This window comes from Collinsella sp. AM20-15AC (genome assembly GCF_003471405.1).
Classification (GTDB): Bacteria; Actinomycetota; Coriobacteriia; order Coriobacteriales; family Coriobacteriaceae; genus Collinsella.
The window spans coordinates 78,436-101,019 of record NZ_QRJA01000004.1; the positions used below are offsets into that span (position 1 = coordinate 78,436).

19 protein-coding genes are annotated in these 22,584 nt (G+C 59.8%); 3 read left to right on the forward strand and 16 right to left on the reverse strand.

All coding sequences use genetic code 11. The features are described from left to right. Window positions 1–8 precede the first annotated feature (8 nt). From DW233_RS02365 to DW233_RS02440, 16 genes are all read right to left on the reverse strand, one after another. Window positions 9–860, reverse strand: coding sequence for a MurR/RpiR family transcriptional regulator (locus DW233_RS02365; protein ID WP_117734385.1), 852 nt, complete (start codon window positions 858–860; stop codon window positions 9–11). Window positions 861–1,064: 204 nt separating this feature from the next. After that, complete coding sequence (locus tag DW233_RS02370; RefSeq protein WP_118266506.1) at window positions 1,065–1,646, reverse strand: VanZ family protein; 582 nt, start codon at window positions 1,644–1,646, stop codon at window positions 1,065–1,067. A 104-nt stretch (window positions 1,647–1,750) separates the two neighbouring features. After that, a complete protein-coding gene (locus tag DW233_RS02375; protein ID WP_117629497.1) occupies window positions 1,751–2,356 on the reverse strand; it encodes a recombinase family protein in 606 nt (201 codons plus the stop codon). Window positions 2,357–2,533: 177 nt separating this feature from the next. Beyond that, complete coding sequence (locus tag DW233_RS02380; RefSeq protein WP_089572229.1) at window positions 2,534–4,669, reverse strand: ribonuclease R family protein; 2,136 nt, start codon at window positions 4,667–4,669, stop codon at window positions 2,534–2,536. Window positions 4,670–4,804: 135 nt separating this feature from the next. Further along, entirely contained in the window at window positions 4,805–5,725 is a 921-nt protein-coding gene (ftsX, locus tag DW233_RS02385) for a permease-like cell division protein FtsX (RefSeq protein WP_089572231.1), read from the reverse strand. Then, a complete protein-coding gene (ftsE, locus tag DW233_RS02390) occupies window positions 5,712–6,932 on the reverse strand; it encodes a cell division ATP-binding protein FtsE (RefSeq protein ID WP_233547916.1) in 1,221 nt (406 codons plus the stop codon). The genes ftsX and ftsE overlap by 14 nt, the downstream gene beginning before the upstream one ends. Window positions 6,933–7,382: 450 nt before the next feature. Continuing rightward, a complete protein-coding gene (locus DW233_RS02395) occupies window positions 7,383–8,324 on the reverse strand; it encodes a transketolase family protein (protein ID WP_117843070.1) in 942 nt (313 codons plus the stop codon). Between the two features lies 1 nt (window position 8,325). Beyond that, entirely contained in the window at window positions 8,326–9,156 is an 831-nt protein-coding gene (locus DW233_RS02400) for a transketolase (protein ID WP_118266508.1), read from the reverse strand. 207 nt (window positions 9,157–9,363) lie between these two features. Continuing rightward, window positions 9,364–10,254: a YitT family protein gene (locus DW233_RS02405; RefSeq protein WP_118266510.1), complete on the reverse strand. Its 891-nt coding sequence runs from the start codon at window positions 10,252–10,254 to the stop codon at window positions 9,364–9,366. 131 nt (window positions 10,255–10,385) lie between these two features. Further along, window positions 10,386–11,534 carry a peptide chain release factor 2 gene (gene prfB / locus DW233_RS02410; RefSeq protein ID WP_118266512.1) on the reverse strand — a complete coding sequence of 383 codons (1,149 nt, stop codon included), beginning with the start codon at window positions 11,532–11,534 and terminating at the stop codon, window positions 10,386–10,388. Beyond that, window positions 11,534–14,341 carry a preprotein translocase subunit SecA gene (gene secA / locus DW233_RS02415; RefSeq protein ID WP_117802992.1) on the reverse strand — a complete coding sequence of 936 codons (2,808 nt, stop codon included), beginning with the start codon at window positions 14,339–14,341 and terminating at the stop codon, window positions 11,534–11,536. Before secA ends, prfB begins: the two co-directional genes overlap by 1 nt. Window positions 14,342–14,648: 307 nt before the next feature. Continuing rightward, a complete protein-coding gene (gene rpmE / locus DW233_RS02420) occupies window positions 14,649–15,074 on the reverse strand; it encodes a 50S ribosomal protein L31 (RefSeq protein ID WP_006235303.1) in 426 nt (141 codons plus the stop codon). 368 nt (window positions 15,075–15,442) lie between these two features. Then, window positions 15,443–15,787, reverse strand: coding sequence for a hypothetical protein (locus DW233_RS02425; protein ID WP_118266514.1), 345 nt, complete (start codon window positions 15,785–15,787; stop codon window positions 15,443–15,445). 1 nt (window position 15,788) lies between these two features. Next, window positions 15,789–17,603: an ATP-binding cassette domain-containing protein gene (locus DW233_RS02430; protein ID WP_118266516.1), complete on the reverse strand. Its 1,815-nt coding sequence runs from the start codon at window positions 17,601–17,603 to the stop codon at window positions 15,789–15,791. 153 nt (window positions 17,604–17,756) lie between these two features. Beyond that, window positions 17,757–18,497 (reverse strand): ATP-binding cassette domain-containing protein, encoded by a 741-nt coding sequence (locus DW233_RS02435; RefSeq protein WP_158567787.1) that lies wholly within the window; start codon window positions 18,495–18,497, stop codon window positions 17,757–17,759. A gap of 5 nt (window positions 18,498–18,502) precedes the next feature. Then, window positions 18,503–20,725 (reverse strand): hypothetical protein, encoded by a 2,223-nt coding sequence (locus DW233_RS02440; RefSeq protein WP_147357120.1) that lies wholly within the window; start codon window positions 20,723–20,725, stop codon window positions 18,503–18,505. A gap of 165 nt (window positions 20,726–20,890) precedes the next feature. Between DW233_RS02440 and DW233_RS02445 the strand changes: the two genes are divergently transcribed. Genes DW233_RS02445 through DW233_RS02455 form a run of 3 tightly spaced genes read left to right on the forward strand, consistent with a single transcriptional unit; the run spans window position 20,891 to window position 22,390 of the window. Further along, on the forward strand, window positions 20,891–21,403 hold the full coding sequence (locus DW233_RS02445) for a DUF2975 domain-containing protein (RefSeq protein ID WP_006235293.1): 513 nt from the start codon (window positions 20,891–20,893) through the stop codon (window positions 21,401–21,403). Between the two features lie 9 nt (window positions 21,404–21,412). After that, window positions 21,413–21,664: a helix-turn-helix transcriptional regulator gene (locus DW233_RS02450; protein ID WP_006235292.1), complete on the forward strand. Its 252-nt coding sequence runs from the start codon at window positions 21,413–21,415 to the stop codon at window positions 21,662–21,664. Window positions 21,665–21,682: 18 nt separating this feature from the next. Continuing rightward, window positions 21,683–22,390 (forward strand): site-specific integrase, encoded by a 708-nt coding sequence (locus DW233_RS02455; protein ID WP_255360342.1) that lies wholly within the window; start codon window positions 21,683–21,685, stop codon window positions 22,388–22,390. Window positions 22,391–22,584: the final 194 nt, after the last annotated feature.

Below are 22,584 nucleotides of genomic sequence, written 5' to 3' on the forward strand. Positions count from 1 at the left end.
CATTCACCTCATCTTTCCTGTTTCTCGATGTAGTTTTGCTTAATGACATGCGTCGCCCGTTCGTAGTCGCTGGCAACGTAAGCAGCGTACAGGGCATCGACAACCATAAGCTGGGCCATACGCGAAGCCATGGCACCGCTACGGACCAAGGGTTCACTCGCAGCGACGCCGAGCACGGCATCGGCCATGGTGGCAAGCTTAGATGATCCATCTACTTTGGTAACGGCCACAACGGGACAGTTGTGACGTTGAGCCTCGGCGGTGCAGTCCAGCACCTCTTGCGTCAAGCCCGAGTAGCTAAAGGCGATTGCCATATCGCCCTCATGCATGTTCTTGGCACATAAGAGCTGATCATGCCAGTCGTCGTACAGATGGCACTCTTTGTCGACACGCATGAGCTTTTGCGCCAGATCGTGCGCAACCAAACGAGAGGCACCGATACCGAACAGATTGACCGCACGTGCCCGCTTAAGATAGGCCGCACATCGCTCCAAGACGGTGTAATCGAGCGTTCGCGCCGTCGCCTCGATCGTGCGCACGTTGCTTTTCATCACCTTCCCCACGATACGTTCGACGCTGTCATCCATGGAGATGTCCTCGAGGGCTACGTCTTTCTTGTCACCTAAGAGCGCCAGCTCGGCAATCAGTTCGCGCTGGAACTCCTTGTAGCCCGCAAAACCCAAACGCTTGCAAAAGCGCAAAATGCTCGAGGGCGAGGAGAACGTGACATCGGCAAGACCGCGGACGGACAGCCCGACCACCTCGTGCGGATGAGCGCTTACATATGCGATGACATTGCGTTCCGCCGGGCTCGCGCTGAGCTCACGCTCGCGAAGCCGCAAAAGCAATCCGTTTGCCATCTCAAACACCTCCGTTGAGAAGAATTAAAGACCAACGAACGATTCGTACCGGATACAAACAGCTTTTACGGTACATTGTGCCGCATCGTGGCGCACAAAGGACGAGCGTTCTACCGCTCGCCCCTCAAATCCGACCGCTCGGAAATACGCGCGACACAAAATAATTCAACAAGGTCGCATGATCAGAAACGGGTTTGTTACCGGCTAGCGCCTCGCATGGGCGCCGATGGGGCGCGTCTCGTGGTGCACCCATGCGGAGACCAGCAATACCAACAGCATGGCGGTGACATAGCCCGCAGCATCGAATCCTAAATCGATAACGTCGAAATGCCTGCCGGGAACAAAGATCTTATGTACCTGATCGCCAACGGAGCAGACGGCGCAAAAGAGCAACACGGGCACGCAACGGGAGCATACGCTCCACGGACGCCTGGAAAAGCAAACCACGACCACCGAGGCGAACAATCCGACGAAGAAAAACTCTACGGTATGGGCAACGCGACGGACGTTCGTGCCCACCCACATGCGAATGGAAGCAAGTCGGCCAGACCGGACATTCGAAGCAGCCGAATCGGTGCCCCCGGTCATCCCGTTCTCGGTCTGAGCTTCACCCGCGACATCGGCAGCCTGTACGCCCGTAGCTTGACCCTCCACCACACGCGCGGTGGACTCGCTCAGCAACGACGTCTCCACCGCATTTTGCTCCGTCAGCACCCAGATGCCCGCCAGCGTTGCAGTAAACAGAACGATCGCGGTCCATCCGATTATTTGTTTTACGCGCGCCAAGGGCCTACCTCCTTTTTTGAATATCAGCGAGTGTAGCCCCAAATGGCATCGTCACCGTATCAAAATTTGAATCGCAACAGGAAGCGCCAAAGCGGCGCAAACCCCTACCCCGCCTCGCGCATCCAGCGATCGAACGTCCCCACGCACACGCCCAGGCACTTTGCTGCCTGGCTGCGGGTAATATCGCCTGCCTCATAGCTATCGCGTACCAGCTCAAACTGAGGAGGGCACGGCTTGCGAGGTCGACCGAAACGGACCCCTCGCGCCCGCGCCGCTGCAATCCCCTCCGCTTGGCGCCGATGAATATTCTCGCGCTCCACCTGCGCCACGTAGCTCAGCAGTTGTAGCACAATATCGGCAATCAGGGTATTGGTCACATCCGGCGCGCCGCTGGCCCTGGCGCGCGTGTCAAGCAATGGCATGTCCAACACCACAATGGCAACCCCGAGCTCCTTGGTAATGCGTCGCCATTCCTCAAGAATCTCGGAGTAATTACGGCCAAGTCGGTCGATAGAAAGCACCACCAGCACGTCCCCGTCTCCCAGGATGTGCAGCAGCTCGCGATACCGCGGGCGATCGAAGTCCTTGCCGCTCGCATGGTCGGCATAAATATTCGCCGAGCCCACGCCATAGGCGCCCAGCGCATCCAGCTGCCGATTTAGATTCTGATCGCGCGAACTCACCCGCGCATAACCATACACCGTCGCCATCTCATCCCCGCTTTCTTGTAAACCTGCCAAAAAAGGACAGGTTTATTTTGGTAGGTTTTACCTCTCGAATAGCAGGTAAGCGGGCGGCCGAGCGGACGGCAAGGTAGCCATGATCCAAATGCGGAGGGCGGCCCCGAAAGACCGCCCTCCGCTCTCCCGCCATGAGTCGAGATTTGGCTAATGGATAAGCTTAAAGTCCAAGTGCCCACGCGTGGTATTGACGCGCGAGACCTCGATAATCACGCGCTGACCCAGTTCATAGCGAGTCCCCGTGTCGGCACCTGTGAGCGTGAGCGCATCCTCGTCGAACTCGAACCACTCGTTGCCCAGGCTCTTGATCGAAACCAAGCCTTCGACCTGCGTCAGGTCCAAGCGCACAAAGAGGCCCATGCTGCTGACCCACGAGACGGTTCCGGCATAGCGCTCGCCCAGACGGTCCTCATAGTACTGGGCAATCTTGATCTTTTGCGTCGCATGGCTAGCGGCATCTGCCGCGCGCTCGGCATCGCTGCATGCGCGGCAGATCTGCGGCAGAATGCGCGGCAGCGACTCGCGCCCCTTGCCGATCAGCCGCGGCGTACGGACCAGGGCGTCCTTGCCGCCGAGCTGCTCATAGGCCAACTGCAGTTTGAGCACGCGGTGCACCACCAGATCGGGGTAGCGACGGATGGGACTCGTAAAGTGACAGTAGCACGGCGCGGCGAGCGCAAAGTGGCCCTCGTTGCGCGGCTTGTACAGTGCGCGCTGCATGCTGCGCAGAAGCAGCGTGTTGACGAGCGGTGCGTTGGCCGTACCGGCGGCAGCATCAACTGCAGCCTGTAGCTCATCGGGACTCCCCAGGGCGATACCGGCAGCACGGCGATCGTCGATGATGCCTAGCTGCGCCAGCGCAACGGCGGCACCGTGCAGGCTATCGGGGCTCGGATCCTCATGCACGCGATAGCAGGCCTCGATATCACGGTCTGCCAGCCACTCTGCAACGCACTCGTTGGCGAGTAGCATGGCTTCCTCGATAAGCGACGTGGCACACGAACGCTCGCGCGCCACAATCTGCACGGGTACTCCGTCCTCATCCAATAGAGCGCGAATCTCGGCCGTGTCAAAATCGACTGAGCCGCGGGCACGACGAATACGACGGCGAAGTTCGGCGAGTTCGTTGGCGGCGACAAGGAAATCGCCGAGGTCGACGTTATAGCCGCGAGCAGTTTCCTCGCACGCAAGACCGCGCTCAAGCGCCTCCTCGCGCGAGGCCTCAGCAGCCGCAACATCCTCAGCGGCGCCTTCCAGCACCGAATACTCAACCGCGCCGGCACGCACCAGCAGCGCCTCGGCGCCGTCATAGTCCATACGCACACGCGAGCGAATCACGCTGGGGTAAGGATCGTAATGCCGCACGCGACCCTGCGCATCGAGCTCAATGTCAACGGTAAACGCAAGACGGTCCTCGTCAGGGCGAAGCGAGCATAGGTCACAGGACAGGCGTTCGGGCAGCATGGGAAGCACGCGATCGGCCAGATACACCGATGTCGTACGATGGCGAGCCTCAAGATCGATATGCCCGTCCCAAGCCACATAGTGAGAAACGTCAGCGATATGCACACCCAGCTTGTAGCCACCCTCGGGCGTGCGCTCAAGCGAAATGGCATCGTCAAAGTCGCGCGCGTCGACCGGGTCGATCGTGATGACAAAGCGGTCGCGCAGATCGCGGCGGAGCGGGTCCTTAAGCGCCGCGGACACATCGAGCGAAAGCCCCTCGGCCTCGTCCAGCGCGGCCTCGGGATAGCTATCGGTATAGCCGTAACGCGCCATCACGTATTGAACGCCCAAATCGGGCGCGTCATCTCCGCCAATGCGGCGTTCGATCGTCACGGTGCCCGATTCCAGGCGCGTCGGGTAGGTCAAAATGCGCGCGACAACGGCATCACCCGGGTGGACGCCCAGACGATCCGCCGAGGTATCCTCGGGCAGAATGAAGAAGTCGGCCTTCAGGCGCGAATCGAGCGGCTCGATCACACCGAGCGGACCAGCGGTCTGGTACGTACCCACCACGCTTATGGCTGCGCGCTCAACCACGCCTTCGATCACGGCGCGCCGCTCACCGTGCGGGCTGTTCTTAATGCTCACGGCAACGGTATCGCCATCCATGATCTCGCGCTTACCGCGGCCCATAACCTTGTAGTCGCCGCTTTCGGTTATGACATAGGCGCCATGCTCATGGAGCTGCACGCGCCCGGTCAGGCTCGGACGGCGTTCGCTGCGCACCGGCCCGCGCTTATTGCGGGCACCGCGCTTATGCTTGTTATTGCGCCCCATGGCGCCTCCTTGCTATCGATGACGAACTCCAAAGAGTCTACCCAAATGATTCGCTTTCCTGCCGTCCCCTAGAGATCAAAAAACGGGCCGCCCCATAAGAGACGACCCGTTGGAAGGGATGAATTCCAGACATGCCTACACGCGCAGGTAGCGGCGCATGGCTATGGCAGAACCAAAGAGACCGATAATCACACCGACCAGAATCAGCGCAGCATAGGTCACCAGGTAGTACTGCATCGGCAGGGCAAACGACATCCAGCCGATGCTCTCCTGCAAACGCGGAATCATCAGATTGCGCAGCAGCTCCAGAACGCCGATGGAAAGCAGCGAGCCCAAAATGGCCTGCAGTACGCCCTCGGTGATAAACGGGCCGCGAATGAAGCCGTTGCTGGCGCCGACCAGACGCATAATCGCAATCTCACGACGACGCGCCGTGATGGACAGGCGAATCGTGTTGTTGATGAAGATGAATGCGATAAAGGTCAGAAGGCCAACGAGCACCACGGCGGCGATGCGGATGTAGTTGGTCACCTGGAACAGGCGGCTCACTTCCTCCTGGCCGTACAGCACGCTCGCGTTGACGTCGCCGTCATCCGCGATCTTCTGGAAGTCGGCGTTCTTCTTGAGCTTCTGGGCCGTGCTTTCGACCTTGGACGGATCGTCCATCTCAATTGCAAACGAAGCCGGCAGCGGGTTCTGGCCATCGAGCGCGCTCATGGTGGCGTCGGCGTTGCCCGACATCTTGCTCGTATACTCGGCCAGCGCGTCGTCCTTGTCCTTATAGGTCACGGACTTGACGTTATTCCACGTCTTAAGCTCGGCCTCAAAAGCCTGGACATCGGCCTGATCGGCGTCATCGCTAATGAACGCGTTGATGACAACCTGATCCTCGACGGTGCCGATCACGGAGTTCAGCATCGCGGAGCCCATGATGAACAGGCCGATGATAAACAGCGAAAGGAAGATCGTGATGACGGCGCCGAGCGAGGTAGTCCAGTTACGGAAGAAGTGGCTGATTGCCTCTTTGAAGGAGTAGCCCACGTTAGTTGGTGCCATAGTTGCCGTAACCTCCCCTCTCCTGGTCGCGGATAACGTGGCCGCCCTCGAGGGCGATCACGCGACGGTGCATGCTATCGACCATCTCGCGGTCGTGCGTGGCGACGATCACGGTGGTGCCGGTGCGGTTAATACGCTCGAGCAGCTTCATGATGCCCAGCGAGATCGCCGGGTCGAGGTTACCCGTGGGCTCGTCGCAGATCAGCAGCGGCGGACGGTTGACCATAGCGCGGGCGACGGCAACGCGCTGCTGCTCGCCACCGGAAAGCTGGTCGGGCAGCGAGTCCATCTGATCGGCCAGACCGACCAGACGCAGCACCTCGGGCACCTGGCTGCGAATGACGCCCTTGGGCTTGCCGATGCACTGCAGGGCAAACGCCACGTTTTCGTAGGCGGTTTTTTGCGGCAGAAGCTTAAAGTCCTGGAACACGGCGCCAATCTGGCGGCGCAGGAACGGAACCTTGCGGTTCTTGATCTTCATGAGGTCCTGACCGGCAACCAGGATGCGACCGCTCGTCGGCTTGACGTCGCGGTTGAGCGTCGACAGCAGCGTGGTCTTACCCGAGCCGGAGTGACCGACCAGGAAGACGAACTCGCCCGGATAGATCTCAATGTTGATGTCGTCAAGTGCAGGCTTGTTGGGCTGTGCCGGGTAGATCTTGGTGACATGCTCCATAAGGATGACGGGCTCGACACCGGCCTGCTTGGCCATCTTCTTGCGGCTGGCCTGCGGATCGATGGGCGCAAACACCGACGTAAAATCGGGGTTGTTGAGCGCGTTATCGAGGCTTGCGACCTCGGCTGCCTGATCGCTCTCGACCACCGGGGCAGCAGGCTGCGTGGGATCGGGAATAGCGGCAAAGAGACCGGACTGCGCAGGCTGAGGAACCGGCGTCGCAGGGGCCATGGGGTCGGGAATGCCGGCCATGGTAGGCTGCGGCGTGGCGGCGCCAGCCTGAGGCTGCTCCACGCGAGCGGTCACGGCCTGAACGGGCTCAAAACCCGCCGTGCCGGAAAGCGCGACATCGCTGGTGGGATTGTAGGCAAAGGGATCGGATGCCGGCTGTGCCTGATCTGCCGGCTGAGTGGGGGCCTGAGCAACAGGCTGGCCCTCTGAATCCGGAGTGGCGAAACGACTGCCCTGGACGCCCGTCTGCGTCTTGGGGGCATAATCGCCCGCACCGGAGGTACGGAAGTGGTTACCCACTGGTGCTCCTTATCGTCGTGCGTTTAAACTACATGAGCGCTTTACATTTTAGCAGCATTAGCTTTACTGCACATAAGAAGCATGGCGGGGTTTGGGTCTCACCGGCCGGGCGCAGGGTTACCTCCCAAATCGTCCTCGCGCATGGCCGGCATTTGTCCTGCTCCTGCGGAGCTGCGGACAAACGCCGGCCTGCGCTGCGGAAAGATTTGGGAGGTAACCCTGCGCCCGGCCTGCGGCTACTATGGGGCCGACGCACCAACTTGAGATGCTGCGCATACAAAGTTGGAAGGGTCTGAATTGCACTTTGTTGGGATGGGCCCGTTTCCCCTTGGGAACTTTGCTTGGCAGGACTCTAATTTAAATTCAGCATAAACAGGGGCGCCCTCTTTGAGGACGCCCCTGTTCTGGCTTGTTTGCGGTTGTCGACGCGATACTTTGCCTCGTCTTGCCTTATGCCAAGAACTCCTTGGTGGTCGCCACGATGTTGGCGGCGTCCAGGCCATACTTGTGCAAGAGCTCGGCGCCCGGGCCGGACTCGCCAAAGGTATCGTTGACGCCGATCTTCTTGAGCGGCGTCGGGCACTGCTCACACAGGACGTCAGCAACGGCGCTGCCCAGGCCGCCGATCACAGAGTGCTCCTCGACGGTTACGACGTGGCCGGTCTTGGTGGCGCTCTTGACGATCAGGTCGGCATCGATGGGCTTGATGGTGTGCATGTTGATGACCTCGGCGTCGATGCCCTCGGCAGCGAGCTGCTCGGCGGCCTCGAGAGCCTCGCCGACCATCAGGCCGCAGGCGATGATGGTGACGTCGGCGCCCTCGCGCATGACGATGCCCTTGCCTACCTCGAACTTGTAGGTCTCGGGGTCGTTGATGACCGGCGAGGCCAGACGGGCAAAGCGCATGTACACGGGGCCGTCGCACTCGTAGGCGGCGCGCGTCACGGCGCGGGCCTCGACGTCGTCGGCAGGAACGATCACAGTCATGCCGGGGATGACGCGCATCAGGGCGATATCCTCGCAGCACTGGTGTGTGGCACCGTCCTCGCCCACCGAGATACCGGCGTGCGTGGCACCGATCTTAACGTTGAGGTGCGGGTAGCCGATGGAGTTACGGACCTGCTCAAAGGCGCGGCCGGCGGCGAACATGGCAAAGGTACTCGCGAAGGCAACACGACCAGTGGTCGCGATACCGGCGGCGACGCCCATCAGGTTGCTCTCGGCGATACCCACGTCGAAGAAGCGGTCGGGGCAAGCGGCCTTAAACTTACCGGTCTGCGTGGCGGCGGCCAGGTCGGCGTCGAGGACCACAAAGTCATCGTGCTCGTTGGCGAGCTCGACGAGGGCCTCGCCGTAGCTTACACGCGTGGCAATTTTCTTGACGTCTGCCATCCTAGAGCTCCTCTCCAGCGGCCGTGAGCTCTGCCATGGCCTGCTCAAACTGTTCATCATTGGGGGCCTTGCCGTGCCAACCAACCTGGTTCTCCATAAAGGACACGCCCTTGCCCTTCAGGGTCTCGGCGATAATGGCGGTCGGCTGGCCCTTGGTAGCGCGAGCCTCGGCAAAGGCGGCGCGGATCTGATCGAAATCGTTGCCGTCGGCAAGCTCCACCACGTGGAACTTAAAGGCGCGGAACTTGTCGGCGAGCGGCATGGGGTCGTTGACCTCCTCGACGGGACCGTCGATCTGCAGGCCGTTGTGGTCGACGATCACGCAGAGGTTATCGAGCTGTTGGTTGCCGGCAAACATGGCGGCCTCCCAGACCTGGCCCTCCTCGCTCTCGCCGTCGCCTAGCAGGGCGTAGGTGCGATAGTCGTCGCCCCAGTGCTTGGCGGCAACGGCCATGCCCACGGCGGCGGAGATGCCCTGGCCGAGCGAACCGGTGGACATGTCAACGCCCGGAGTGTCGTTCATGTTGGGATGACCCTGCAGGTGGCTGCCGATGTGGCGCAGCGTCTCAAGATCCTCCTTGGGGAAGAACCCACGCTCGGCGAGCACAGCGTACAGACCAGGTGCACAGTGGCCCTTGGAAAGCACAAAGCGATCGCGGTCGGCCTTGCGGGGATGGGCCGGGTCGACGTTCATTTCCTCAAAGTACAGATAGGTCATGATGTCGGCAGCGCCGAGCGAACCGCCCGGATGGCCGGACTTGGCAGCGTGCACGCCGGTGACGATGCCCTTCCTTACCTCGTTGGCAACCTTTTTGAGCTCTTCGTCGCTCATTGTGCCTTCCTTTCATCCTCATTAGACAAAATGCGCACGGCACCGAAGGTAATCCCAACACAGCCGCAATGCACGTACGTCATTCATTATGCTGGAAACTGATGGCTTTACCAGAGTTTTTATCATTATTTGAACAATTTAGCAGGCAGAACCGCTGATGAAACGGTTTATCAATGTGAACGTCTTTTGGATGGGACGCGGTCGGCCCTACGCGCTAATGTCCTTGAATCCCTCGCCGAAAGCTTCCGTAACGTCGGCGACCGTCACAATGGCGTGAGGATCGCGCTCGCGCACGATCGTCTTGAGGGTATTGAGCTCTCGACGGTTCACGATGACCATGATCACCGGCTTCTCGGCACCCGAATACATGCCAGTCGCCTTAAACTTGGTACAACCACGACCCAGGCCATACATGATATCGGCAGCGATATCAGGGAACTTGTCCGAGATGATGAGTACCATACGGCGTTTGTTGCCACCATCGACCACGGCATCGATCACGTAGCCGCTAATGACCATCGAAAGGCCTGCATATAGTGCATTTTCGATTGAAAAGACCGGAGCCGACAGCGCGCATACGGCAACATCGATCGCCATGACGGTGGAGCCCACCGGTAGTGACGTATTGCGCGAGATAATCTGACCGATGGTGTCAGAGCCGCCAGTGTTGGCACCGGCGCGTAGCACCATGCCGTAGCCAATGCCCGTGATAATGCCGCCCCACATAGCGGGCAGCATCAGGTCGGCATGTGCCAGCGGCGCCACAAACGGAGCGAACAGGTCGGTGAAAAAGCCCAACAGCACAAAGCCCGTCGCCGTCTGGACCACGTAGAACATGCCCCCCTCGCGCATAACGACCAGCAGCAGCAAGGCATTCATCGCGATGGTTTGAATACCGACAGGCAGCGAGATGCCATGCGAGGCGCCGACCGCCTGGATAATCGTGGCGAGACCCGTAACGCCGCCGGCAGCAAGACCGTTGGGAATCAAAAACAGATCCGTCGCGATAGCTGCCAGGGCGCAGCCAAACATGATCTTGGGCAAGTCATGAAAGAAGTTCAGCGAAAGAATGCGCTTGATGTCCAGACGATATGCCATGCTGCCTCCCTCAAAAAAGCGCACCCAAACGAGTGCGCTTTGAACTTCTTACTGTATTCGATTCTACCGATTCACCGAGCAAATACCACCCCCTGCGAAGTGTTTGCATCGACCCGGAGCCAACCATGTGCCTAGGCGTCCGAGCCTTCCGCACCGGCGTTGCCGGTAGCCCAACGGTGATAGCCAATTACAAACGGATCCAGATCGCCATCGTCAAGAACGGCCTCGACATTGCTGGTCTCCACACCCGAGCGCAGGTCCTTGACCATCTGATACGGGTAGAGCACGTAGCTGCGAATCTGGTTACCAAAACCGATCGTGGTCTTGGGTCCACGAATCTCGTCGAGCGCCTCGGCGCGCTTCTCGAGCTCGATCTCGTACAGACGGGCCTTGAGAATCTGCATGCACGCGGCCTTGTTTTGAATCTGGCTGCGCTCGTTTTGGCAAGTGACAACGATGCCGCTGGGAAAATGCGTCACGCGTACGGCGGAGTCGGTGGTGTTGACGCCCTGTCCGCCCGGGCCGCTCGCGTGATACACGTCCACGCGGATATCGTCGGGACTGATCTCGATGTCGATATCGTCAGGCAGCACGGGGATGACCTCAACGCCGGCAAACGTGGTCTGGCGGCGCTTCTTGTCGTCGGTGGGGCTAATGCGCACCAGACGGTGGACGCCGGCCTCGGCGCGCAGCATGCCAAACGCGTCCTTACCCTCGACGGTAAAGGTCGCACGGTCGATGCCGATGACCTCGGCTGCGGGGCAGTCGTTAATGGTGACCTTCCAGCCGCGACGCTGGCAGTACTTCATGTACATCTTGAAGAGCATGAAGGTCCAGTCCTGCGCCTCCAGGCCGCCCTGTCCGGGCTTGATGGTCACAATCGCGTCGCCGTGATCGAACTCACCGGTAAACCAGCTCGAAAGCTCGAGCTCGTCGATAGCGCGGGCCAGGCGTTCTGCCGTAGCGGCAGCCTCCTCGCGCAATGCGGCGGCATCGGGGTCGTCGCCCATCTCCTCGGCAAGCTCCAGCGCCGCGCGGGCGTCAGATAGCTCGCCGCGCGCGGTATCCACGGCAGCGATATCTTCCTTGGCGCGAGCGATCTCCTCCATGGTGGCGCGAGCGGCGTCGGCGTCATCCCAAAAGCCGGGGGCCACGCTTTTGGCCTCGAGCTCGGTCACGCGCGTGCGCTTCTCGTCCAAATGAAGATACGACTCGACCTCGCCGAGCCGGTCCGCAAACGCGTCCAGCTCGGCGGGCGTTACCTCTAAAGCCTCAGCCATTAACGATTCCTGCCGTGGCAGTACTTGAACTTCTTACCGCTACCGCAAGGGCACGGGTCGTTGCGGCCCACGTTGACGTACGGATCGTCGCTCTCGGACTTGCGGTAGGTCGTCACCTTGCCACCGTTGTTGACGGCAGCCGGTCCGCCTTGGACAGCCGTGCGGGCCTGCACCTGCGCCTGCTTGCGCAGCACCGAGTCGCCGTTGTCACCATCGACCTCGGCAGGACCGGAGAAGTGCGCACCCTCGAGCGCGGGCTCCTCCTTGTGCTCCACGACACGCGGGGCAGCCTTGATCTCGATGCGCAGAACCGTGCGCAGGTAATCCTCGTACATGGTGTCGACGAGTATCTGGAACGCGCCGTAGGCCTCGGTCTTGTACTCGACCAGCGGGTCGCGCTGGCCAAAGCCGCGCAGGCCGATGCCGGTCTTGAGGTAGTCCATCTCCTGCAGGTAGTTCATCCAGCGGGTATCGATGACGCGCAGCATGACCTGGGTGTTGAGCTCGCGCATCAGGTCCTCGCCCAAGCGCTCGGCTTTCATGTTGTAGCACTTCTCTACGTAAGCCAGGACATCGGCAGCTAGGGCCTCATAATCCTCGTCGGGGAACTTCGGCGTATCGATGTGGCCGGTGAGCTCCACAACCCACTTGCGCAGGCCCTCCAGGTCGCGCTCGCCATCGTGACTGTCCTTGGTGCAGAACTCCTGCACGCAGCGGTACACGGTATCGTGCATGACCTCGGTGATGTGGTCGGTCAGATCCTTGCCGTCCAGAATCTTATTGCGCTCGGCGTAGATGACCTGGCGCTGCTTGTTCATGACGTCGTCGTACTCAAGAACGCTCTTGCGCATGGAGAAGTTGATGCTCTCGACCTTGTGCTGGGCGCTCTCGACAGCCTTGGAGATGATCTTGTGCTGGATGGGCATATCGTCGCCCATGTCAGCCGTGACCATCATCTTGGAGACGCGGTCCATCTTGTCGCCGCCAAACAGACGCATGAGGTCGTCCTCGAGCGACAGGTAGAACTGGGTCTCGCCCGGGTCGCCCTGACGGCCGGAACGGCCGCGCAGCTGGTTGTCGATACGGCGGGACTCATGGCGCTCGGTGCCGATAACGGTCAGGCCGCCGGCGGCAAGAACGCGCTCGCGCTCGGCCTTGCAAGTCTCCTTGGCCTCGGCGTTAAACTGCTCAAGCTGCTCGGGCGTTACGTCCTCCATGGTCAGGCCCTCGTACTCCAGGCGCTCGCGCACCAGCTCGTCGGGGTTACCGCCCAGCAAGATGTCGGTACCGCGGCCGGCCATGTTGGTAGCGATGGTCACGGCGCCATAGCGACCAGCCTGGGCAACGATATGGGCCTCGCGCTCGTGGTGCTTGGCGTTGAGGACCTCGTGCGCGATACCGCGCTTCGTGAGGGCGGCGGACAGCTTCTCGGAGCTCTCGATGGAGACGGTACCCACCAGGACCGGCTGGCCCTTAGCGTGACGACGCTCAACGTCGTCGGCAACGGCGTTGTACTTAGCCTGAATGGTGCGGTAGACCAGGTCCTCGTGGTCCACGCGCTGCACGGGCTTGTTGGAGGGGATGACCTCGACGGGCAGCTTGTAGATCTCGCGGAACTCGGCGTCCTCGGTGAGTGCCGTACCGGTCATACCGGAGAGCTTGTCATACAGGCGGAAGTAGTTCTGCAGGGTGATGGTCGCCAGCGTCTGGTTCTCCTCGCGCACGAGCACGCCCTCTTTGGCCTCGATGGCCTGGTGCAGGCCCTCGGAGTAACGGCGGCCTTCCATAATGCGGCCGGTGAACTCGTCGACGATCTTGACCTCGCCGTTGGTGACCACATACTGCTTGTCGCGGTGGAACATGTACTGGGCCTTCAGCGCCTGCTGCAGGTGGTTGACCAGCTGGCCGGAGAGATCGGCATAGATGTCATCGATACCCAGGCGGCGCTCGATCTTCTTAAGACCGCGCTCGGTGGCAGCGATGGTGTGCTTGGCCTCGTCCATGACGTAGTCGCCCGTGGGTTCAACGTCCTCGGTGGCGGTAAGCATGTCGTGCGACACGTCCTCACCGCGCTCAAGGCCACGCACGGCACGCGCGAAGTCCTTGTAGGTACTGGCGGACTTGGTGCCAGCGCCCGAGATGATCAGCGGGGTGCGAGCCTCATCGATCAGGATGGAGTCAACCTCGTCGACGATGGCGTAGTTGTGGCCGCGCTGCACGCGCTGCTCGGGACGGGTAACCATGTTGTCGCGCAGGTAATCAAAGCCGAACTCGGAGTTGGTGCCGTAGGTGACGTCGGCCTGGTAGGCCGGGCGCTTGAGCTCGAGCGGCATGTTGTTCTGGAGCAGACCGACGGTCATGCCCAGGTACTTATAGATGCGGCCCATCCACTCGGAGTCGCGCTTGGCAAGGTAATCATTGACAGTAACGACGTGCACGCCCTTGCCGGCAATAGCGTTGAGATAGCCAGCCAACGTGGAGACGAGGGTCTTACCTTCGCCGGTCTTCATCTCGGCGATGTGGCCCTCGTGCAGTGCCATGGCGCCAATGAGCTGCACGTCAAAGTGGCGCATACCCATGGTGCGCTTGGAAGCCTCACGCACGGTGGCAAAGGCCTCGGGGAGCATGTCGTCAAGCGACTCGCCGTTGGCGTAACGCTCGCGGAACTTATCGGTCTGGCCGCGGAGTTCCTCCTCGGTCATCTTCTCAAACTGGGGCTCAAGACCGTTGATCTGGTCGACGATCTTGTAGTAGCGCTTAAGGTCCTTATCGGATCCAAAGGACAGCAGCTTTGACATGAATCCCATGTGGTTTTCCTTTTTGGCCATCGCCCACGCCGTGCAGCTGCGGGCGAGTTAAACACAGATGATTGTACTTTAGCCAAACAAGGCGCGGCCTATACGGTCGACCTCGACCGCCACGTAATAACTATGACCAACCTGCCACAATGGGACAGGTTTATTTTGGCAAGTTTTATCTGAGCAAACGCCGTCTCTCTGCCATTTGGTGCCACGGGGACAGGTTAGCTTGCGCCAATAAAAAGAAAAGGGCCGCGCACCCAAATGGATGCACGGCCCTCATGCCATGAATGCGAGTGATTCCGCGGCGAGCTATTTACTCAGCAGCCTCGGTGGTCTCGGCCTCGGCAGCGGCCTCCTCGACGGGAGCCTCTGCGGGAGCCTCGGCGGCCTGCTTGGCAGCCTCCTCGGCGAACTTAGCAGCACGCTTAGCTTTCTCGGCAGCCTTAGCCTCAGCGGCGGCCTTGCGAGCGGCCTCGGCCTCAGCAGCCTTGGCGGCCTTGGCAGCCTTGGCCTCCTCAGCCTTCTTGAGCTGGGCGGCAGCGGCGCCACCGAACTTGTCGGCGAAGCGCTGGACGCGTCCACCGGTGTCGACGAACTTCTGCTGGCCGGTGTAGAACGGGTGGCACTCGTTGCAAAGCTCGACCTTCATCTCGGACACGGTAGCGTGCGTCTTGAAGGTGTTGCCGCAGGAGCACGTCACCGTGCACTCGACATACTGGGGATGGATACCCTGCTTCATGGTAGGACTCCTTATTGGTCAGGCGCTGGTTACCGATCAGCGCATAAGGCGTCTTGGTTTCCGACCAAGACAACAAACTTGGTTATGGTACCACGGCGCCGCGTGTCCCACAAAAGGTTCACGGTCTTTTCGGAACGACACGAATCTGACCCATCGAAACACATCTCCACCGTTCCTTCAACTGGGAAAATGCCGTCCCCGGGGCCTGAGAAGGGCCCCGGGGACGTTCGACTGACTGCGGGAACGGCCTTTCCGCTCAATGTGTTCGGCTGAGATCGGAAATCAACCAAACTGAACTAGGTTCAGTTGACATGGTTAAAAACGAGGGGCGACGCTTTTGCGTCGCCCCTCGTCCCGGCCGGGTTGCTTTAGTTGTACACACGGTAGTTACACTTGAACTGGGTTATGTGTCCATAGCTGGAGCGGTACCAACCCGACGTATAGCTGATTACTTCTGGGCCTAGATATTCGTATCTCTTGTTGTAGCGAAGCTGACGGTAGGTCGTGTCGTACTCTGCTACGTAAAACGTGTCTCCAGAGAAGGCTTTGTACCGGTCCTTAACCGTCGAAGCCATGTACGCGGGTTCGACATCGCCTTTCTCCCCGTTGAGCGCATAGACGGGTGCCGCGATTCCGCATAAAGCCGTTGCCACGAGGATGGCGTAGACAGCCATGCGCGACGCATTGGACTTCAGCTGTTCAAACAGTTTCATGTCATTCACCTCCCTCGTATGTATCGAGGTATTCCTGCTTGAGCGTCTGCGAGGACGACTCGGTCTTTTCCACGAGCGTGCCGGCCTCGATGAAGTAGAACGAGTCGGTGAGGTCTGCCAGGTCGTCGAGCAGATGGCTTGAAATGAGCACGCTTCGTCCCCGCGCCACCTCGCTGCGCATCGCGTCGCAGGAGGTTTTCCGCTTTCCCGGATCGAGGCCGTTCAGCGGTTCATCGAGGATGAGGTACGGGCAATCGGTCGCTATCGCCATGGCAAGCTTTACCTGCTGCTTCATTCCTGTCGAGAGTTTACGGGCCGGCTTGTCGAGATATGGGGAGATTCCGAGGGAGCTGCAGAGCGAGTCGATGTCGGCGGCCGATTTCCACGCATCCCTAACGAAAGCAAGGTGCTCGAGGGCCGATAGCGTGGGGTAGAGATCCGTGCTGCCCGAAGAGCTCAGGTAGACGAGTTCTGCAAATTCGGCTGATCGACGTTGGCTGATTCCGTCTGCCGCCAGGCTTCCCGAGCGGATGCGGGTGGGAAATTGGCCCGACAGCGCTTCCAGGAGGGTGGTTTTTCCCGAGCCGTTGGGAGCAACGAGGCCCGCCGCCGTTCCCGGGCTCAGGAGAAGCGACCCGATTGAAAGTATCGTCGTGCTCCCGTATCCCACGCTCGCGTCTAGAAGCTCGAGCCCATGGTGCTTTTTAGCGGGTCCGGCCTGCTTGGGCGACCTTGCCGCAACGGCGCCGACTGCAAAAAGGACCGCGACGTATGCCAGGGCCACGGCAAGCATCGATGCGCTGCCTGAACCGGAGCCGATGAATTCCGTCGGGAAGCACCCTACGTAACCCGTTGCCTCGATAGGCGAAAACACGGCCAGCGGCAGGAGCCCGAGCACGGCATTATGCTCCAGCGCCGAATCGAACAATAACGGGAATGCCGGGGCCGCGACAAGCAGCGCTGAGGCAAGGGGGCCTGCGAAGACGCGCCTCGTTGCGGTCGATAGGACGACGGAGCAAACGGATATCAAGGTTCCGCCCGCAAGCAGCGCGAGAAGCAGGGTCGTGAAGACGTTTCCCGCGGTCGTGGTGGCAAGCGCGCCGTCATGGAAGAAGGCGATCGGGTACCCAATCTGCCCGAAGCCGTTTAGGACCAAGGCGCAAATGCTCCCGGGTGCAAGGCCGGCGAGGAGCATCGCGGTCCCCGCGACGATTATCGAAAACACGATCTGGATAAGGCGCCGGAATTTGGGTGCGGGCGCCTTTGCCGCCAGGGTCCCGGGCCTTGTGGCGCCGAGCACGAGTATCGACGAGAGAAGGAAGGGGATGAAGGGAAGGAAAGACGGCGCCGCGGCAATGGCGTAAGGCAGGAAGGAAAGGAATGGCAGGTCGTTTGCGGAGGCCGGGATATCCGTGATGCCGGAGCTGCTCAGGGCGCGGCAATATGCGAGCGCCGCGTCATTGGTCTCTCGGTCTCCCACGATGGACCCGGATTGGAAGCCCTCGTCCATGAGCGCGTAGTAGCTCTCGGCAGAATCGAGAAAGGCGGCGTCGGTTTGAGCGGCGAGGGCGGCGTTCGCGTATCTTGCAAGCTCCGCGTCAGCTTGCTGCTCTGGCGATAGGTCTGTGCCGTTGGCCTGGGGTGCGCGCGTATTGAATGCGTCGACAAAGCCCTGCATGCCCTGCTTCATAAAGAAGGGCCCGTAGATGGGTGAATTGAACGCAATGGGGACGGAAAAGGCTGCAGCGAGAACGAGCGTACAAATCCATGCGGCCTTGTCTCTTAGGATCAGTTTGAGAAGAAGTCGACAGTACATTTGGAAGCACCTACGTTCCTCAAAGAATCGTTAGATTAAAAGTAACAGACCGGATGAAGATACGTGCGACGGGGGCGAGGCGAATGGCTGAGCGGTATCGATATGCGGGTTTAACGGTATTATATTGACCACATAGATTTTTAACTTGCATTTCTACCCGCCCTTTTCGTAGAGTCGCCGATACGTGCTTAGCGCACCCTCGGCGCGTCCGGCAGGCTTTGCGAAATGGGATCCAGGAGACTTCGGCGCAGCATCATCTTGCGGAATGCTTCTAATGAGCCTCCCATCCTTCAAAAACAGAATCTCATCGCACAGCCTATCGACCGAATCCAAGATGTGGGATGACATGATGATGCACGTACCAGAATCGGCCAGCTTCCTGAGAATCTCGGAATGCAAGTCCACCCTGCTGGGGTCGAGCGCGTTCATGGGCTCATCTAATAGAAGGTACCGCGCGCCCGTCGCATACGCAATCGCCAGGGTAAGCTGCTGCTTCATGCCCTGGCTCAGAGTGCGGATCCTCATCTTCGCGAACTCGCCTATCTGCGTTTGTTCCACTATCTCTTCGATATCGCGAGCATGCGGCCACATATCGCAAACCATCTTGAAGTGATCTTCCGCACGCAATCCGGGATACAGCAGCGTCCCCTCACCAGGTGCATAGAAGATCATAGAACGGACCTCTCTCGCACCCGTACCCTGCACCTCATCCAGAACGATGCTCCCGTCCACGCGAGGACCCGGCAAACCTGCCATCGCACGCAGCAACGTCGTCTTTCCATGCCCGTTCGGAGCGACGAGACCGTAGACCGTACCCGGGGCAAACTCAGCGTTCACCGAATCTACGAGCACCTTCTTTCCATAAGAGATCGTCAGCGTTTGAAGGTCAATCATCGAGATCATCCCCTTTCGATCTTTGGAACACTCAGGCGCACCATCAACGGAGATACGGCGCCCAAGACCACCAGCAGAGCGCCCGATGCGCCGACGACCTCTCCAAAAGGCATCGCGTTCGTCCCTCGCCCAAGGAACCCAATCGTCCCCACCTGGGAAGCGGGATCAAACGAGTCGAATGGAGCCAGCAGCGCGACGCCCATGCCCACGCTTTCAACATGAGCGCTCAACGAACCCAACACCAAGAGAACCGCGCAAACCATTCCGGTGACAACGGGGTTGCGGCTAATCGCTGCTGTCAACGCAGCGACGACGGAAATCACGCCGTATGCCATGACCAGCAACGGAATACTGCACAACACCGCCTCCCCCACCATGGACGTTGTCGAAGCTCCCGCCCGAATGAGAGCGACGGGATACTCCGATCCACCCGCACCGTTCTTAATCACGGACACAACGACAGCGGGAACCATCGACACCAAAAGCAGCACCAAGCCAAGCAGGAGAGCCAGCGCAACAGCCGTCAGAAAACGCACATGCGCTGTTGCGGGGATCTGGAGAACCAGAAGGGAACGACACTGCAGGTGGGTGCACGCGAGCGATGTGACAACCACGGGCAACAGCAAAAATAAGGAGGGAAGCGCTGCCTGGAGATACGAAAGGAGGATTAATGGGGGCATCTTCGTACTTAACTCGTAAACCTTGGGGTCCGGCAAGCTCGCGATCGACTCAAGCAGAAGGGCGCGCGCCTCCGCACGAGAAGGAGTCTCCGGCTCGATTCCGATCGATTGCAGGAGAGTCGCATCTGCCGCGCCCAGCTCGCCTCGAGCGCGCTCGTACGTCGCAAGGCTTCGAAACCCCTCCGCAGGCGTGGGCGCGTACACGAAACCCGAAAGAGCATCTCGCATGCCTTCCAGGGCCGCTTTGCCCTCGACGTCCATATTCGCAGCGTCCTGCTCTAGATACCGATCTATTGAACGGAGCTCCCCATCCCTATACCGAACAGCGGAAACGTCACCAGCGTCAGGAAACACCTCGACCAGAGCCGGGGCCAGCATCGCCGTCGACATTGCAATCGCGCATACGGCGAGGGCAGGAGAATGCAGGAGCAGCTTCCCCATCGTTCTTACGTATGCAACGGCGGAGGCACAAGCGCTCGAACGGGCTGTCGTTCTCGATGCGGTGAAGGAACCTCTCTCAAGACAAATCGGGGACATCGGGCGCGCGCAGCCGCTCTTTCCAGCAACGCAAAGCAGGCTAATTGCCAGCACCTCGATCCCGATTGCGCATACGAGGGTAATCGCGCCACGCTCGAAGCAAAGTCCAGGCAGATTCACTATCTGCGTTGTCGGGTACGGGCTATAGGCGCCGACGGTCAACTCAGTGTTCGCATACGTAAGGGGATTCAACAGGGCGAACTCACGTAAAGCGATGGATCTTCCGTAATACCCGGGAACCATCGTCACCCCCATCAGGGCACATACGAACACGATTCCAAGCGTAGGGTTATTGGCAATCTTCACGGCAAGGTGAACGACAAGCGAGATGAACGCTGCCACCAAGAATTGCAAGATGGCCGTCTGCGCGAACACCAGCCAAGCCGGTTTGATAACCGGAGTCGCATATTGAATGTAGCCTATCGGATAGAACGGCGAGCCCGGGCCATTCTTCACAAGCGCGGCGATTATCCCTGGAAGATTGATGGCGAGGACGGCAAGCATTGCAAAAACACTCGCCCATACGCTCGATGCAACAAGTCTACCCAGCTCGCCCATCGGTGCCTGGATGATGAGCTTTTCACGTTTGTTAAGACGCGCGGCAAGGAACGAGACGGCAACGGCCGTTGCGACCCATAGCAAGTACTCCTTCGATCCGTCATAATAGGTGTACTCTCCATCCGATATCTGCAGAAACGGAAGTAGGGGAGAGAGCGGTGCCAAGATAAGACGTCCCGCGGCAAGAGGGTACAGAAGCGCGGGCATGCTTGATGAAGAGGTATAGACACCGTCCTCCCCCGCATTCACAAGCGCATCCGCATAGGATGCTGACAATTCCTGCTCAACACGGGTTATTCCCGACTCGAGGTATTCGACCCGTCCGTCGATGCCAGCCGCGCTCCTGAAGACGGGCAGAGCACAAAGAACCATCAACGCAACAACGACAACACAGAGCGACCTGGAGGAGAGAAGCGACCTAAAGATCGCCTTCGAGATTTTGAGCATATTCATCGCCAACCTTAACCTCATCCAGTCGGAACAGAGGGGCCGAACAAAATGCTCGGCCCTTCCTCGCATCTAGTGATTGCAGCATGCTGTGATTACTTGCCGGCAAAGTCAATTTAACATAAACTGTTAAAAAGTAACCTGAGTTTTTTAAATTCTTCGGAGGTTATTATGAGTTCCGACAATCGCACTCCCCGGCTTCATTCCTTCCGCATCGCATGTGCGATAGCCTCTGCGACCCTTTGCGCCACCGCCATCGCACAAGTGGCGTTCTCCTTAAAGCCAGCAATCGAAGTGCTCGACAACCCTGTAATTGCAGACTCCCCCGCGTATCCAGCCCTTGCGATCTCGACATTGGTCCCTGCCGTCATCGGTATCGCTACGACCATCCTCAGCGCCGTTCTCGTGTGGACGATCAAGAGCGGAGACCCCTTCAAGAAAGGGTCTGCGACATGCTTGAAGGTGCTCGGCATTCTCTTCGTTGTTCAAGCTGCCACCAGCCTCTACGCCGGCTCACTCAAAACCTCCGTTTCGATGTTTGGCGGCGAGGGGGCCGTCGGCGCCCAAGAGATCGCTTCATCATTCGATTGGACCTCTCTGGTTCTCGGCATCGTCCTGTTCATGCTTTCCCAGCTCTTCTTGTACGCCCGAGAGCTGTACCTCGACTCCGACGAGATTGCGTAAGGAAACGCCATGCCCGTAATTGTTCGCCTCGACAAGATCATGGCCGAGCGAAAGATTTCCTCGAACGAACTTGCCGAAAGGATTGGAACCACGCCCGTGAACCTGTCCCGTATTAAAAAAGGGCATATTCGCGGCATTCGCTTCAACACACTCGAGCAGCTATGCCTCGCCCTTCGTTGCCAACCCGGAGACCTTCTCGAAGTCATGAGCGAAGAGGATGCCCGAAAGGAGTTCGGACTCGATTGGTCCGCCGAGGATTAGAGGGCGGTCGTACTCGCCCTGCACACGGGGATGCGAATCGGCGAGGTCTGCGGCCTTCGGTGGTGCGATGTGGATTTCGAGACGGGCCTGATCTCGATCAGACACTCGGTGGCGTACGCGAAGGGAATGGGTTCGTTCATCAAGGACACCAAGACCCATGACGCCAGGGGTATCCCCATCGACCCGGTCGGCCTACTCCCCTTCCTGAAGGAGACCCACGAGATCGACTGCGGAAAGCTGCGCTTGCGCGGCCTTACCGGGGCGGTCGAGATCGGGGACTGCTACATCCTGTCGGAGCCGGGCGCGACCTTCGCGACGACAAGCTATATCCGCAGGGCGTTCAAGACGTTCTCGGAGACCAACGGCCTCATGGGCACCAACGACGAGCTGATCACGTTCCACGGCCTTCGCCACACGTTCGCAACGCAGTGGATCCGCCAAGGCGGCGATATCAAGGCGCTCCAATCGATCCTCGGCCACAAGGACGCCATGGCGACGCTCAACGTCTACGCCGACATCGAGCCCATCTCCAAAATCCATAACATGCTGCGCGCCACGCCGTGCCTTTGGCGCGGGCACCTCGGGCCGAGGGTCGATCCGGGTCCCATGTTCCAACAGAGGATCCAGGAGTCCATCGAGACGCTCCAGGCGTTCGGCTACGGCATCACCGAGCCGGACGACCGAAATATCGCCATACGCGACGTGAAGACGAACAGTTGGCTCTAGCTCACCGAGTACGCGGCAGTGCTGGGCCCATCCCAACTGAGGTCACGGTGGTCCGATAGGGGCGCCGCCCGCGGCATGCGCCGCGGAGCGGTATCCCCTACCGAAGGGCGGGGATGCCCTCCGCTTCCAGTTCGGAATCAGCCGTCGGAGGCGTTCGGCTGACTGCGGGAACGGCCTGTCCGCTCAATGTGTTC